The sequence below is a fragment of the Haloarcula sp. Atlit-7R genome, from assembly GCF_003666065.1.
Lineage (GTDB): Archaea > Halobacteriota > Halobacteria > Halobacteriales > Haloarculaceae > Haloarcula > Haloarcula taiwanensis.
Genome location: NZ_QXIK01000002.1, coordinates 296,355 through 311,900, shown reverse-complemented (window position 1 = coordinate 311,900; position 15,546 = coordinate 296,355). Strand labels below are relative to the sequence as shown.

10 protein-coding genes are annotated in these 15,546 nt (G+C 64.2%); 3 read left to right on the top strand and 7 right to left on the bottom strand.

All coding sequences use genetic code 11. The annotated features are described in order from the left end of the window. Window positions 1-7 precede the first annotated feature (7 nt). Window positions 8-859 carry a translation initiation factor eIF-2B gene (locus D3D01_RS05555; protein WP_121511513.1) on the top strand — a complete coding sequence of 284 codons (852 nt, stop codon included), beginning with the start codon at window positions 8-10 and terminating at the stop codon, window positions 857-859. Window positions 860-865: 6 nt separating this feature from the next. Here the strand turns inward: D3D01_RS05555 and malQ are convergent, their stop codons facing one another. Continuing rightward, window positions 866-2,356, bottom strand: a complete 1,491-nt coding sequence (gene malQ, locus D3D01_RS05550) for a 4-alpha-glucanotransferase (protein WP_121511512.1) — start codon at window positions 2,354-2,356, stop codon at window positions 866-868. A gap of 142 nt (window positions 2,357-2,498) precedes the next feature. Here malQ and D3D01_RS05545 point away from each other — a divergent pair, with 142 nt between their 5' ends. Further along, entirely contained in the window at window positions 2,499-3,554 is a 1,056-nt protein-coding gene (locus D3D01_RS05545) for a glycosyltransferase family 4 protein (protein WP_101350849.1), read from the top strand. Window positions 3,555-3,564: 10 nt separating this feature from the next. Here D3D01_RS05545 and D3D01_RS05540 read toward each other — a convergent pair whose 3' ends face one another. From D3D01_RS05540 to malA, 4 genes are all read right to left on the bottom strand, one after another. Continuing rightward, window positions 3,565-3,894 (bottom strand): hypothetical protein, encoded by a 330-nt coding sequence (locus D3D01_RS05540; RefSeq protein WP_101350850.1) that lies wholly within the window; start codon window positions 3,892-3,894, stop codon window positions 3,565-3,567. A 129-nt stretch (window positions 3,895-4,023) separates the two neighbouring features. Then, on the bottom strand, window positions 4,024-4,968 hold the full coding sequence (locus D3D01_RS05535; RefSeq protein ID WP_101350851.1) for a sugar phosphate nucleotidyltransferase: 945 nt from the start codon (window positions 4,966-4,968) through the stop codon (window positions 4,024-4,026). 50 nt (window positions 4,969-5,018) lie between these two features. Continuing rightward, entirely contained in the window at window positions 5,019-9,554 is a 4,536-nt protein-coding gene (locus D3D01_RS05530) for a glycoside hydrolase family 15 protein (protein WP_121511511.1), read from the bottom strand. Between the two features lie 126 nt (window positions 9,555-9,680). After that, the gene (malA, locus tag D3D01_RS05525) at window positions 9,681-11,678 is read right to left on the bottom strand and encodes an alpha-amylase MalA (protein WP_121511510.1); all 1,998 of its coding nucleotides are present in this window, start codon (window positions 11,676-11,678) and stop codon (window positions 9,681-9,683) included. A gap of 97 nt (window positions 11,679-11,775) precedes the next feature. On the opposite strand from malA, the gene D3D01_RS05520 reads away from it, so the two are divergent. Beyond that, entirely contained in the window at window positions 11,776-12,111 is a 336-nt protein-coding gene (locus tag D3D01_RS05520; RefSeq protein WP_121511509.1) for a hypothetical protein, read from the top strand. Window positions 12,112-13,024: 913 nt separating this feature from the next. On the opposite strand, the gene D3D01_RS05515 is transcribed toward D3D01_RS05520, so the two are convergent. Beyond that, complete coding sequence (locus D3D01_RS05515) at window positions 13,025-13,345, bottom strand: hypothetical protein (RefSeq protein WP_121511508.1); 321 nt, start codon at window positions 13,343-13,345, stop codon at window positions 13,025-13,027. Window positions 13,346-13,507: 162 nt separating this feature from the next. Continuing rightward, entirely contained in the window at window positions 13,508-15,457 is a 1,950-nt protein-coding gene (locus D3D01_RS05510; RefSeq protein ID WP_121511507.1) for an aldehyde ferredoxin oxidoreductase family protein, read from the bottom strand. Between the last annotated feature and the right edge of the window lie 89 nt (window positions 15,458-15,546).

The following is a 15,546-nucleotide window of genomic DNA, read 5'->3' as shown; positions in this document are numbered from 1 at the left end:
TGCACTCATGATAAACGAGACCGTGCGGCAGATCAAGGAGATGGAGACACAGAGCTCCTCGATTGCCGCCGTGAAAGCTGCCAACGCGCTCCGGGAACTGACAGACCGCGAGTGCCACACGGTCGAGGACTTTCTCCGTGTCGTCGAGCGCAACAGCAGCGCACTCCAGCGGGCGAACCGCTCGCATGCGCCGCTGTACACGACACAGCAACGCATCGTGACGGATCTGAAAGACGCCGACCTCGACTCGGTCCCGGCGGCCAAGGAACGACTGCGTGACACAATCGACGATGTCGTCACGGAAATCGAGACCAGCAAGGATCGCGCAGCGGAGCGAGCGGCGACGCTCATCGACGACGGCGACGTGCTGGTGACACACGAGAACTCCTCGACGGTGATGGCGACGCTCATGGCGGCGCTTGACGACGGCAAGGAGTTCCACCTGTACGCGGGCGAGTCCCGGCCGCATTTCCTGGGCCGTCGAACCGCCCGTCAGCTGGCCGACCGGGACGGGGCCGACGTGACGCTTATTGTCGACGGTGCGACGGGCCACTACCTCTCGGAGGCCGACCGCGTCTTCGTCGGCATGAACTGCCTCATCGACGACGTGGTGTACAACCGTATCGGGACGTTGCCGCTGGCCGCGACGGCCAACGAGCTTGACGTTCCCGTGACCGTCGTCGGGACATCGTCGAAGTTCATCGGGAGCGGCTTCAGCTTCCGGAACACGTTCCGGCAGGGGTCGGACGTGATGCTCGAACCGCCGGAGGGGTTCGATATCGGCAATCCGGGCTACGACGCGACGCCGACCCGCCTGCTCGATACGGTCGTCACTGAAGACGGTATCCTGCAGTTCTGAAGCTGTTCAACGGATCGTCCTGTCGGTGACCCTGCGAAGTCGCTCAGCAACATCAGCGTCGAGCGCCGCATCGGTCACCCGCCACTGCCAGTTCCCGGTTGCCGTGCCGGGGACGTTGAATCGGGCGTCACTACCGAGACCGAGCAGGTCCTGCATGGTCGTCATCGCGACAACCGCGTTCGAGTTCCACACCGCCTCGATGAGATCCCAGTTGATTTCGTCTCCATCAGTGCCGAGGTTGTAGTGGAGGCAGTCGCGCTGGCGGTCGGAAAGCCCGCGGTAGTAGCCGACGATAGTGTCGGTGTCGTGGGTCGACGTGTAGCCGACGGCCGACTCCGGGTAGTGCATCGGCTGGTACATATGCCCCTCCTCGCACCAGTCGGCGTACTGCGGCACGCGCATCCCGGGGAAGCCGAACTGGTCCCGGAGCGCGACGATGCTCTCGTCGAGAAAGCCCAGGTCCTCGACGAAAAACGGGAGTTCGCCGAGTCGGTCTCTGACCGTCTCGAAGAAGTGCGCCCCGGGGCCGTCGCGCCACTGGCCGGCGGCCGGGTCGTCCGCCTCGGCCGGAATCGACCAGAACTCGTCGAAGCCTTTGAAGTGGTCGATGCGGGCGATGTCGACAAGATCGAACAGCCGCTCGAACCGGTCAACCCACCAGCCGTAGTCGTTCGCACGGAGTGTCTCCCAGTCGTACACCGGGTTCCCCCACCGCTGGCCGTCGTCGCCGGGATTGGGCGGGACACCGGCCACCTCCGCGGGGTAGTGGTCGTCGTCGAGTCGGAACACCTCGGGGTATGCCCAGACATCCGCCGAGTCGAGGCCCACGTAGATGGGGAGGTCGCCAACGAGACCGATGTCCCGCTCGGCCGCGTACTCGGCCAGCGCCTCCCATTGGCTGTCGAAGCACCACTGAACGAACTTGTGGTAGCGGATGTCATCGGCCAGTTCCTCCTGATATCGCTCCATGGCCGCTGGCTCGCGCGTTCTGATGTCGTCCGGCCAGTCCATCCAGCCGGCGTCATCGAACTCGGTTTTCAGCGCCGTAAACAGCGCATAGTCGTCGACCCAGCCGGCCTCGCGCTCACAGAACTCGGCGAAAGCGTTCCGGTCCGAGTCGCTTGCGCTCTCGTCGAAGCTCTCGTAAGCGGCCCGGAGCCGGCGCTCCGTGAACTCGGTCACGCGGTCGTAGTTGACGTGCTGTTGCGAGAAGTCACCCGGCGGTTCGACCTCGTCTGCGGTGAGATAGCCGCGGTCGACGAGGTCACGGAGGTCGATGAGCAGCGGGTTGCCGGCGAAGGCGGACGACGACTGGTACGGGGAGTTCCCGTGGATGCTCACCGTGGGACCGAGGGGGCAGAACTGCCACAGCGACTGGTCCGCCCGGTCGAGGAAGTCGACGAACGCCCGCGCGCCGGAACCGAGGTCACCGATACCGTGTGGCCCCGGGAGCGACGTCAGATGGAGAAACACGCCACTCTGCCGTTGGAATTGCATACGCACCTGTTGCCCTGACAGGCATTTCAATGGGCGGGGTTGTTGACTGCCAGCGTGTCTGCTTACAGACGCGGAAACGGGGCGCACGCAAACATATATATTGTATCCATTTGATGCTATGACGAGAGAGTCAGTTACAGAGATGCCACCGAACGTTCTGATGCTTGGCTGGGGGTTCCCACCCAACATCACCGGCGGGCTTGATACCGCTATCGGGGAGCTGTTCGAACAGCTCGAACCGAGAGACGACATCGAGTTCGAGCTGGTGTTGCCCGCGGAGTACGCGCCGCCGGACCGCGACGGCATCCACGGCGTGCCGACAGGCAGCGGCGACATCATCACCCGTATTGGCCGGCTAGCTGGAGAGTTCGCCGACGAAGCGGCCGACGCGGACATCATCCACACGAACGACTGGTTCGGTTACAATCCCGGGTCGCGGGCCAAATCGGCCCACGATGTCGAGTGGATCTCGACGTTCCACTCGCTGTCAGCGGACCGTAACGTGACGCCGCCACAGCGGGAAGTCGAGACGGAACAGCGGGTCGCGAACCGAACGGACCACCTACTCGCGGTGAGTAAGTTCACGCAGCGCCGGATCCGTGAGCAGTACGACGCCGACTCGACAGTTATCTACAACGGGTTCTCGTCGGTAGAGCCGACGGGCCGGGACATCAAGGCGGAACTCGGTATCGACGGGAAGATGCTGTTTTTCGTCGGGCGACACACCGACCAGAAGGGGCTGTCGTACCTGCTGTACGCGCTCTCGAAGCTCGGTCGGGACGACGTGAGCCTCGTACTCGGCGGCTCAGGGCACCTCACCGAACAGCTCGAACGGTTCGCGGAGCTACTGGGAATCGAAGACCGTGTCTACTTCCCGGGGTATCTCCCACAGTCAGAGCTCGGGGACTACTACAACAGCGCGGACCTGTTCGTCTCACCGTCACTTGCAGAGCCGTTCGGGATCACCATCGTCGAAGCGCTGTCGGTCGGGACGCGCGTCGTCGCCTGCGAGAGCGGAGCCGCAGAACTCCTCAACGAGGACTGTGTCATCGAGGTCGAACCCGATTCGGACTCCATCGCCGAGGGGATCGAACACGCCCTATCGCTGTCGACGCCCATCGAGTACGACGTCCGAACCTGGGGCGAAGTCGCTGACGAACACGTCGAGTTCTACCACGAGGTTCTAAACGAGGCCTGACCGGCCGCGCTCACCGGAGAAAGCGAACGTCCGTGACCGGTTCCGGGTGGACGATCAGGTAGCCGTCGGCGGTCGGCTCCAACCCTGTCACGGACGTTGTGTCCGTTTGCGTCCGGTACGGGCTATCGGCGGTCCCGTCAGCCGACTGGTAGGGACTGTCGTACGGTGTCTGCCTGTCCTCCGGGGGGCGGTCGAAATCCTCCGGCGGCAGGTATATTTTTTCGCCCGATTTCGAGCGGACCACGACGGCCGTGTCGCGGTCGCCCGAGACGTCGATTCTGGTCCGGCCATCGTCGATTGTCATCTCAAACGAGACTGGCTCCGTTTCTGTTTGTGCCATGTTATCAGATAGCTCGCCTACCGCGGGTAGATGATGCTCTGTCACTTAGTCCTTCGCCAGCGGTACAGTGACTGGCGGTGGCCCGTCGTGAGTCCTGCATTCGAACAGTGGACCCGTCGTCGCGAGCCATCAGCGGTTGATGATGAGCGACCCCGACATGTTGTACCCCTCAACGGTGACATCCTCACCGAGAATCGTCTCGTCGAGGTCGCAGTCGTTGACCTCGGCGTCGGGGAAGACGATGGTCCGGTCGAGGCTGCTGTCAGTCACTTCCGCCCCAGCCATCACGTGGACAGTGGTCCCAATCTCAGAGTTCTCGACGGTCGCGTCGGGGTGGATGAGCGACCCGCCGTCGAGTTTCCACTCGACGGTCTCGAAATACGACTCAGGTGTCCCGATGTCGAACCAGACATCGTCGAACGTGAACGCGGACACCGGTTCCTGCTGTTGCAGCCAGTCGATGTACCAGCCCGGTTCGTCGGGGTTGTTGTCGCCAGAGAGGTACTCCTCGAAGCGGAGCGAGTCGGCCGGGAAGGCGTAGCAGGCAATCGATACAAGCGTGCTCTTGGGGTTGTCAGGCTTCTCCTGGAAGTCGACGACGCGTTCGCCGTCGAGTTCGACGAGCCCGTATGACTTGGCTTTCTCCCGCGAACCCACGTCGTAAGCAGCGAGTGCCGGCCCGTCGCGGTCCTCGAAGAAGTCGAGGAACTCCGAGGGGTCGAAGCCGATGAGGTTGTCGCCGCCGATGATGAACAGGTCGTCGTCGATGCCCTCGCGCTCGATCAGTTGCGCGAGCGCGCCGACGACGCCGAACTTCTCGTCTTCGTCTTCCGTGCTCTCGACGGAGAGTTGGACCTTTTCGTAGCCCCTCTCGTCGATGTGGGCTTCGAACTCGTCGGCGAAGGCCTCATTCGTACTCAGATACGTCGTCCCGATACGGTCGTCAGCTTCGAGCGACTGCAAGACACCGTCGATGACGGTCGTCTCACCAACCGGGAGTAGCATCTTCGGTCGACGCCGCGTGATCGGCCACAGCCGTGTGGCGTAGCCGCCAGCTAGAACAATCGCGTCCATATCCCACAGTCAGAGGCGAATTATAAAGTGGTTCTCACTTATGAGGGATTCTACAGGTTAAGCTGCCAGACAGTTGTCCCGGCAGTGACCAAGTCTTCGTCGTCTGCGGCGGCAACAATCACTTGATTCTCACCGGGGTCGACATCGACTGCAACCTCGAATTCGCGGTCATCGACGGAGATGTACGTGATGTCGGCGGGCGTTTTGACGACGACACAGACACCAGTGGTCTCGCCGGAGACGACCAGTTCGTTCCCGCGGAACTGCGTATCGACGCGGAGCGCGGGGCTGCGATCAGGAGTGTGGGCCCGTCGCTCCCGGTAGCGGTCGTCAACGAACGCGGGCGTCTCGACCGGTTTACCGGCGCTGATGCCGTGGGCTAACCGCACGTACTGGGCCATCGACCACGCCAACGGCGTCGCCGAGCCGGTCCCTTCGGCGAACTCCCAGTCGTACTCGGTCGCGTGGCCACGGTCCCATATCTGCTCGGCGATCATCCGGCCCGAGTTCGCCACGTCCTGCATCATCCGAAGACAGTTCTCGGGCGGGATGTCCGGGTCGTCGCGGTGGAGTTCGTACTCGGCGCGCTCGCCGGTGAGCAGCGGCCAGAGGCGGCCCTTCCCCTTGTGTTCGACCGTCCACGGTGCGCCCTGGTCGTCCCGACCACGCTCGCCGTAGCCGTCGCCGTTGTACCGGTAGAACCCGGGTGCGTGCTCCGTGTCGACGCTGATGGTGTCGTCGACCTCGACGAGCGAGTTCCGGATGGTCTCGTCGTCGTCGGGCTTGATACCCAGCCGGACGAGTTCGAGGAAGCCACCGTCGATGATGTTGCGTTCGTCCAGCGTCGGACCGTCGTTGGCGAGCGTGCGGAGGTGCCCCATCTCGGGGTTGCCATCGAGCGTTATTCGCGTGTAGTAGGGCGTGTTGGTGTGGCGCTCGGTCCCGGTCTCGGTCGCGGTCCAGGCCTCGACGTTGTTCGCCCACTGGTCGGCCAGCGCCAGCCAGACGAGCGCGTCGGCCTCGTGGCCGGTGTCGAGCGCGAGCTTCGCCGCACACGCAAGCCCCGCGATTTCGGCCGCAATCGAGGACGGCGAGAAGCCGGCCTCCTCCTCCCAGCGCTCCTGTGCGGTCTCGGGGCCGTGGCGGACGACGTACTCAGCCGACCGCCGGACGTTCTCGTAGCTGTACTCAACGTCCTCGAAGTCGACGCCGCTCTCGGCGAGCCGATAGGCCATCACCTGCGGGAACGAGATGTTGTCCATCTGCTCGCCGCCCCAGCGGGTCGTCCCGTTGACGTAGGTGTTCTGCGGGATGAAGCCAGCCTCGTCCTGCTGGTACTCGTAGATGTACTCCAGTTGGTCGGTGGCGATGTCCAGCGACCCGATGGCGTCGAAGACGCTGAACACCTGATAGAGGTCCCGCGACCAGACGAAGTTGTAGCCGTAGCCCTTGGGCTCCTCGGCGTGGACGGCCTCGCCCCACGGCACGGACGGCGAGGCGATAGAGGCCCCGTGGTAGGTCTTGTCCTCGACGGCCAGCAGCGTCATCAGCGCGGTTCTGTACTGGTTCGCCAGCGCTTCGTCGTCAGCAACCGAGTCCGGGAGTTGCTTGTCCGAGAGGAAATCGGCCCAGCTGTCGGCATACTCGGCACGGACCGTCTCGTAGCCGCGGTCGAGCGCGCCGTCGGCTTCGCCCAGCGCGGCAGCGGTGTCAGCCTGTCGCGCGAAGCCGAGCGCGACCGTGTCGCTGACTCTCGTTCCCGAATCCAGCCGACCGATGAGGACGAGGTTCGTCCCGTCGATCGACTCGACCGGGTCCGGGAGATCGCCGTCCGAGTACAGCCCGTCGAGACGGTCGCTGCCGGCCGCACCGACGGTGGCCCAGTCGAAGCGTCCGGCCGCAGCCATCGCCACGGCGATAGAGTAGGCGTCGCCGTTCTCGTCGACGAGCAGGTCGTTGTCCGTCTGGTCGGTGTATGCGCGGGGGTTCCGGCCGACGAGGTGGTAGCTCCCGGGCTGGCCGTATCTGATAGCGCGGTCCTCGGTGACCGTGCTGGTGAGCGCGATGTCCGCGACCGAGAACACGTCGTATGATTTGCCGTCCTCGGCGCTGAAGGACACGTCGGCGACGATGGCGTCGTGCTCGGGGTCAGTCGCGTAGTCGACGGTCAGCGTCCACTCGTGGCCCCGGCCGTCACCGGTCTCGGTGAAGACGTGGCGATAGAGGAGCGCCTCGTCGTCGACGGGCTCGACGCGCCGCCTGACGCTGTCGTCGGTCCGGCGGTTCTCCCGGTGGGTCCGGACGGCGTAGTCCGTCTCGTCCGTACACCGAACCAGGAAATCGAGCGTCCGCAGATTCATGAGGTCGACCTGCGGGTAGCGGGCCTCCGTCAGCGCGCCCTCGGTGAGCGTGAACCAGACGCGCGAGGGGTCCTGCTCGTCGTGGTCGGCGACGGTGCCGACGCCGTACTTCTCCCCGGTCGTCCAGGTCGGTCGCTCGCTCGGCCCCTCAGTTCCGGCTGAGGTCGTCGGGAGTGCGTTCAGTTCACCCAGGCGTGCAGTCGCATGAAGCCGCAACGCATGCGACCAGCCAAGCGGCGTCGCGCTGTCGAGGTCGCCGTCGTCGAAGGCCTGTTCGGCGAGGTAACCGGCGTCGGTCGCAAGCGGTCCGTCGTCCTCAAGCAGTTCGTACAGGTCGCTCGCGCGGTCGAGATAGGCGTCGCCGCTCTCGTCGCGGTCGTTCAGCATGTCGCCGACGCGGGCGGCGGCGAGGGCTCCCATCGCCGTCGTAACCGTCCAGATCTTCTCGCTGTCCTGATGGCCGGTCCGCCAGCGGTCACCCTCGTAGCGGGCCAGTCCCGCGACCCGGCTCTCGGTGGGGTTCCGAAAGAGCGTGTCGAGCGTCGTGCTCACGTGGTCGGCCAGACGGGTGAGGTGCTGGTCGGAGAGCGTCGTCGACTCGACGTTGTCGTACTCCTGCAGCGCGTCCGCGAGGTGGAGTCCCGCAGCGTCGATACGGTGGTCCGGCGTCCCGTTTGTCAGCCCGATCACGTACACGCCCAGATCACTGTCCCAGAGCGTATCGAGCCCATCCAGCAGCCTGTCGGCTGCCGCCAAGCTCCGCTCGCAAACCGACTCGGGCATCGGAGCGCGGCCCACCGCGGCGAAGGCCTCGATGAACGTCGCAGTAGTATGTGTGAACTGGCCGATGGAGTCCTCCCAGACGTTCTGACACGGCTCGGGGAGGCCGTTGGCCGCGATGTCTTCGATGAGCGTGTCAACGGCTGCCTCGATAGTCCCTCGAACTGTCGCTGTCAACTCGGCGTCCATCTTGCTGCGATGCGTTCGCAGCAACGTCGCGAGGAAGGCGGTGACGGTCGCGGTCTGGTCGGCCTGATACTCCGGCGATTCGGCGTTGTGTTCGACCCGAGCGTTGGCCCAGCCCGGGGCGATATCCCCCGTGTCGGCCCAGACGCGGTGGGGCCACCGGCCGTCCGGAAGCTGACTGTCACAGAGGAACTCCGCGCTCTCGGTCAACATTTCGACGGTGTCGATATCGAGTCGGGACCCGGCTTCGAGCAGATGCCGGGAGACGGAGGCGTCGTCGCGGAACCAGACGTAGCCGTAGCCGCCGGAGTTCGAGTAGAAGGGGTCGAACTCCGGGGCGGCGATGCGACCGCCGGTCGGCGAGGACAGCAGGTCGAGCACCCGCAGGTCCATGCGTATCGAGTCTGAGCGTGTCATTGATTCGGACACGTCGATGCGTGTTCGCTCCCGCCCGGCCTGCCGGAGGTCGTCGGAGGTCGTGTGCGCTGTCACGCAGTCGGCGAGGTCCAGAAGCGCCGTTTCCCGGTCGACCTCGTCGTGGTTCGAGAGCTGACTGACGAGCGTCGTGTCCTTGCTGCGCCCGGACCGGTCAAGCGGCGCGGTCACGAGGAAATCGCCGGTGAGCCGGGTCTGGTCGCGCCGTTCGACCGGCTCCGACCGCGGGAACTCGACCGGGCTATCCGAAAGTATCTCTGCGAGCCGTTCCGGTCGCTGTCCGGCGACGGCGTCTAGCCCGGTCGACGAAGCAAGGTAATCGTGCTCCCGCCGGTGGTACACTTCCAGTACCCGCGAGTTGTCGGGCCCGGTGTCTTCGTGAATCAGCGAGCCGACGCCGCCGTCGCTGTTTTCGGGGGCCAGTGTGACGAACGCCACGAGCTTGGCGTTCTGTGGAACCGCCCCGCGCATCGCGACGTGTGTGACGTGTGCCCGTCCAAGCGTCAGGTCGTACTGGTGGACGGTGAACGACCCCGCGTCGTACTCGGTCTCGACGAGCCGCGTCTCGCGGTAGTAGTGCTGTCTGATGGTCTCTAGGTCGCTGAACCACCGTGTTTCGTCTCCAAGCATAACCCCGAGTCGGGAGCGATCGATGCCGGAGAGCCCGGAGAGCGAATCGGAGTAGTCCTGCAGTGTCCCGTCTTCGCCGACGTGTACGAGTCGATCACCGTGCCCTGAGAAAGAGCCTGAAACAGTCCTGCGCTCCTCTGGAAAGCGCTCGTGACGAGTCCGCTTGTATTCGTTGAGCGCTGTCGAAAGCCGCATACACATCAAAGCAGACCAATCTGTATAAACTCCTGTGGTTCGGACAAATTAGTGATACTTCGAGGCCACGACCGCATATCCCGGGAGGGCGGAGCCGCTATCGTTGAACGGACCCGACCGCGCGAATTACTGGCGCAGGTCGCTCCCGGCGGCCGGGAACACACCCACGCTATCGACTGTAACGGTCGCGTTCCCGTCACCAGCACCGCCGCGGTGCTCCCCGGACACAAGGTCGGTGTCGGCGGTCACGGCCGGCAGCTCAACCGTCGTCGGCTCGCTGCTGAAGTTGAGTACCACAACGGCTGCGTCCTCGGCAGTCGCCCGTGCGTACGCGACGACGCGGTCAGACGGCCCGTCTCGGACCTCGTACGGGATGCGGAGCAGGTCCGCGTCGGCCGACAGTGCTGGCTGGTCGTGTCTGGCTGCCGCAAGGTCGCTGACGAACGACTGGAGCGCCTCGTCGGCGTGGTCCCACGCGAGGTCGTCGCGACGGCCGCGCTGGCCGAACTCCTGACCGGCGTATAGTAGCGGCGCGCCCGGAAGCGTGAACAGCGCGCCCGCGGCGGCCTCGGCGGCGTCGCGCCCGTAGTCGACGACGTAGCGAGTCTCGTCGTGGTTCTCAGCGTACAGCATGAACGACGCGTGCTCCGGGAAGCCGATCTCCGCCCGCCCCTCGATGGCACCGAGGACGGCCTCGGCGTCGCCGCCGCCCCCGACTTGCCGGAGCGCGGCGTATGTCGTCGAGTCGAAATGCATATCGAACAGCCCGGCCTGGAAGTCGGGGATGTACGGGATCGTCTCGTCCAGTAGCAGGAACTCGCTGTCGCGGTCCTTGCAGTAGTCGTGGATCTCGCGCCAGAAACTGTTCGGGACGGCCCAGGCCATGTCACACCGGAACCCGTCGACCAGTTCGGCCCACCGCGCGACCGCATCGAGCAGGTGCCGGCGGACCGGCAGGTGATCGAAGTTGAAGTTCGCGATGTGTTCCCATTCGAAGTACGTCTCCGGTTCGGTGTCGGTGCGCCACTCGTACCAGTCGCGGTACTCGCTGTCCGGGTCGTCGCGGGCGGCCTCGAAGTAGGGATGAGTCCGCGCCGAGTGGTTACAGACGAGGTCGAACAGTACCTTGAACCCGCGGTCGTGGGCCGCCTCGATGAACCGCTCGTAGTCCGCCCGGGTGCCCAGGTCCGACGCGATAGCGAAGAAGTCCGTGATGTTGTAGCCGTGGGGCGCGTGGTCGTTCTGCAGGACCGGCGTGAGCCAGAGCACGTCGACGCCCAGGGAGTCGAGGTAGTCCAGTCGGTCGACGATGGCATCGAACGGCGAGTCGTCGCTGTCCCCGGCGAACGTGCGGACGTAAATCTCGTAGATGACCGCGTCCTCGGCCCACTCGGGCGCGTCGTACGGGCGGGTGGCGGCGACGCCGGCCCCGCTGGCCACCGTCTCGACGCCGTCAGCGGTGCGCGTGAACTCGACGGCGTCGGGCACGCTGTAGCCGTGGTCGCCGACCGCGACGGCGTGGATGCGGGCACGCTCCGGGAGCGCGTCCAGCGGGATCCGGAGGGCTGTCCCGTCCCGGGTCACCGCGTCGGCGTCGATGTCGTCGCGGTCGTCGAACAGATACTCGACGGCGAGGTCGGCGGCCGCCTCGCTCCCCTCCGGGTGGGGGCTTCGGTCCGCGCGGACGACGGCCTCGTCGCCCTCGATGGCCGGCTGCAGGGTCAGGCGCGGGCGGCCGCCGCCACCGCCGCCGTCGCTGCTGTCATCTGCCAGCGTGTACTCGTCGTCGCCGCCGGAGCCGCTTTGCCCGCCGGAGACGCCACCGCTTCGACCGCCTGCGCTACCGGAACGTCCAGAGGTGTGTGCCCCGCTCGATTCGAGGGTCCCCGGGAACGCGCGGACGGTGAGGTCGTGCTTGCCGTCCGGTGCGTTAAGACGGATGATGTATCGGCCCGGCGTGTCGGGGACGAAGTGTTCGACCGGGTCGTCTCCGAGTGTGGCAGTGGACTGTACTGGTGCGCGCGCGACGTGCCAACTGTACGTCGCTGTCGGGTCCGGGTCCCGGGGTGCGAGCTCGATCTCGTCACCCGTCGCCACGAACCGCGGCGGTCCAGGATGGTGCATAGGTTCACTGCGATTGTCAGTGTCTTTGTACTTGGGGTCGCCGAGAGCTTCCCACCGCCGGCAGCACCGCTTTCTGGCCGCGGCGTGTACCACCCCTGTGCCCGACTACCGACGCGACGCGGGGTTTGCCCTGCTCTGTGGACTGGCACTCGTCGCGTATCTGCGCCGGGCCGGCGTACTCGACACGCTCTGGTCAGAACCCGCCGTCGCCATCGGCGTGACCGGCGCGCTGGGTGTCGAGGCGCTCTTCGTTCTTGACACACCCGTCACGTCGCTGTGGGAGCGCCGTGGTGTGCGCACGGCTTCGGCAGTCACGCTCCTGGCTTGCGCTGGCGGACTCGCGGTCCGCCTGGGCCCGGTCGTCGTCGCCGCGGCGTGCTGGGGGCTCATAACGTACTTCGTCATCCTCGCTGTGAGCCTGTGTTACCGGTGACCGCCGGCCCCTCAGCGACAGTTCAGTGAACGGTATCGACGGATAGACCGGCGTCGGGTGGTTTTCGGAAGGTGCTCATCTCAATCAGACATCTGCATCTAACGCTCCCACATGTAACTATACGCGTTTACTGGCTGTTTCTATGTCTCTTGATCGGGTTTTCAAACATACACCCGCTCTACTCTGTCTATAACAGCTCATACGTGTATAGATAGGGATATTGTATTCTTCGTTCGCGGTATTTAGACTCTTTTTGAGAATATAAGGATGTAGTCAGCCATTTTTGCCCATACAGAAGCCTGGATTCCGTGAAAGAACGAGGATAGTTGAAACTGTAGTCGTGTGGAACCGTCAGGCAATGATAAGATGTCAGAGGCAGCTCTGCCTCACACCGGAACCCGTTACTCACTCCGGACCCGGAAAACGGGCTGTTAGCACGCCCTCGTCGCCCAGTAACTGTCCTCACGTCGCACCCCCGATGTCCCACAGACTACAGTGTCTTCTCGCCTCGCTTCGGATAACAGTCGTACGGCTATTATTCACTCCGATTACGAGATCCCTGCGGTCGATGTCTGGCCATCGAGCCGTTCTTCCGGGGCTCCGGCATCAAAAACTATAATGAACCAACAATTAGTTTGCGATAGTTCAGTAATCTCGGTGGTTACGCCCGCGTTTCAGACCATTGTCGGACCAAATCAGTCGATTTTCCGCTATCCACCCATATTACATGATTAATCATTTCTATCTTTGGGATATTTGTCGCTCTCTGACAAGAGCCGGGACGGAATCTCCCACGAGAGCAATCAGTAAAGAAACGGTTGTTCACGACGGTTCTCCGTAACATCGCCCTCTCAGTCAGCCGTCCGTTTCAGTCGCCGCCCCGCTAGTATGCGTGCCGGACCCGAAGACGAGATCACAGTCGCGGGTGTGCCTCGACGGCGCGCATGTGTCGACAGGACTGCGGATCGAACGGCCGCTGCGCGACGTGGCAGTTGCAGTCGACGGCCGTTCCACCGTTGACGATGACTGTGTGGGTCACTTCCTGCTCGACAACAGACTCCGTCGTGTCTGTCTCGTCGGCTGGCGAGAGCAACACCGTCCCGTCGTCCACGACTGTGAAGGAGAACCGCTCGCGGTAGTCCGCCCAGTCACGGTCCCGGTTGCGGTCGACCGTCTCCCTGAGCACCTCGATGTGTTCCTGGCCCCGGTCGGGGTCTGCGCCTGTATCGGTCATACGCTGCAGTACGCGAATCCGGAGCTTAGATGTTTTCCCACCGCTATCAGAACGGCTCAACGTCTTTCGTCAGACCGAGCACGCAGCTATACCGACGACTGGGCTAGTAGGTACTACTGCACCGAGGTAGGGTGTCCGAGCGGAAACCGACGCGGGACTGACTCAGTCGTCGCTCGGTGCCGCTGCACCGCCGGAGCTGACGCCGGTTCCCGGGCCGACCTCGATTCCGAGTTCGTCGAGTTTCTCGTCGGTGACGACGCCGTCCGCCCAGCCGCGAACCTCGTAGTACTCCTCTTTCAGTTCGTCAAGCTCGGCAAGGTCACCCTCGGAGCCGCCCTGCGCCGGGACAGCGTGCTCGTTGCCCTCGACGAAGCGTGACGGGAGGTCGTCGTCGGCTCCGTCGAAGCCCGCGAGGTTGTTGTAGTACCGCTCGAGGTTGTAGACGCGTTCGCCGGCTTCCATCAGCTCCTCCTCGCTCACGTCCAGCCCGGTCATGCCGTTGTACTGCAGGACGTACTCCTCGATGCCCTCGGCGAAGGCGTTGAACTTGCAGATGTCGAAGGAGTCGCTGATGGCGTGGAGGTCTTGGAAGGTGGCGCACAGCTCACCTTTGCCCTCCCACTCTCGCGGGTCGACCTTCTCCGGGATGCCCAGAATCTCCGCAGCTGGCGTGTAGCCGCGTAGGTGACACGCCCCGCGGTTCGAGGTCGCGTACCCGATTGCCATCCCCTTCATACACCGCGGGTCGTACGCGGGGATGGACTGGTTTTTGACCGTCAGCGTGTCCGTCGTCACGTCGCCGAACTCCTCGGCGAGGTGTTCCTGCCCTTCGGCCATGTGGTCTGCGAGTTCCGTCTCGCGGTGGGCGACCCTGCCGAGCATGTCGATCATCTCGTCGGCGTCGCCCCACGCAATTCCGTCGTCCAGCTCGTCGAGCTTGCCTTCCTCGGTTAGTTCCATCGCCTGGGCCATCATGTTGCCCGCCTCGATGGTGTCTATCCCGTAGTCGTTACAGCGGTCGATCATCACGGCGATTTTGTCCCGCTCGTCGGTCGCGGAGTTCGGGCCGAGCGCCCACGCGGACTCATACTCGTAGGACTCCATCCGGACGTTCAGCTCCTCGCCCTTGTGCATCGTCTGGACCTCAACCTCCTTCTTGCAGGCGACCGGGCAGGAGTGACAGGTCGGCTCGTCGACCAGGATGTTCTCTCGGACGTTCTCGCCCGAGACGTTCTCCGAGTCGATGATGCGCTCGCCGTCGCCTTCGGCGTCCGAATACGACCGCGTCGAGGAGTACCGACCGTTTTTCGTCGGGAGGCCGTCCATCTCCTCGGTGACGTTCATCAGGACGTTGGTGCCGTACATCGAGAGTCCGCCTTCGTTGGGCGCGGTCACGTCGGACTCCTGGATGACCTGCATCGCCTGCTTGTGGCCCTCCTGGAACGTCTCCTGGTCCTTCGGCTTGGGCATATTGGTGGCCGCTTTTACCACAACGGCCTTGAGGTTCTTGTTGCCCATCACGCAGCCGGTCCCGCCCCGGCCCGACGCGCGGTCGTCCTCGTTGACGACACAGGCGTACTTGACTTCGTTTTCACCGCCGGGCCCGATGGCCATCACCGAGAGGTTCTTGCCCAGCGAACCGCCCTCGATCTCGCCTTCGAGGTCGTCGACCGTATCGTGGACGCCCTGGCCCCAGAGGTGCGAGGCGTCGCGCAGTTCCACTTCGCCATCCTCGACGTACGCATACACTGGCTCGTCTGCCTGGCCCTCGAAGAGGAGTCCGTCGAAGCCCGACCACTTCAGCCGCGCACCCGACCAGCCGCCGTGGTGGGAATCAGTGACCGTCCCTGTCAGCGGCGATTTCGTGCAAATGGCGATACGGCCGCTCATCGTCACCTGCGTTCCGGTCAGCGGCCCGTTCATGAACGCCAGCAGGTTCTCCGGTCCCAGCGGGTCCACGTCGGGTCCCTGGTCGAAGACGTACTTCACGCCGAGTCCGCGTGCGCCGATGTACTTTTTCGCGTCTTCCTCGTCGATGCCCTCGTAGGCTACAGCCCCGTCATCGAGGTCGATACGTGCCACGTGATCGTGGAATCCACCCAGATTAGTCATGATTGTATATTACGTTTCGACGTTATAGCTGAACCCTCTTAGAGATTACCGCTACGACACCGCACCGATGAGTGTATCGGCTGCAGACG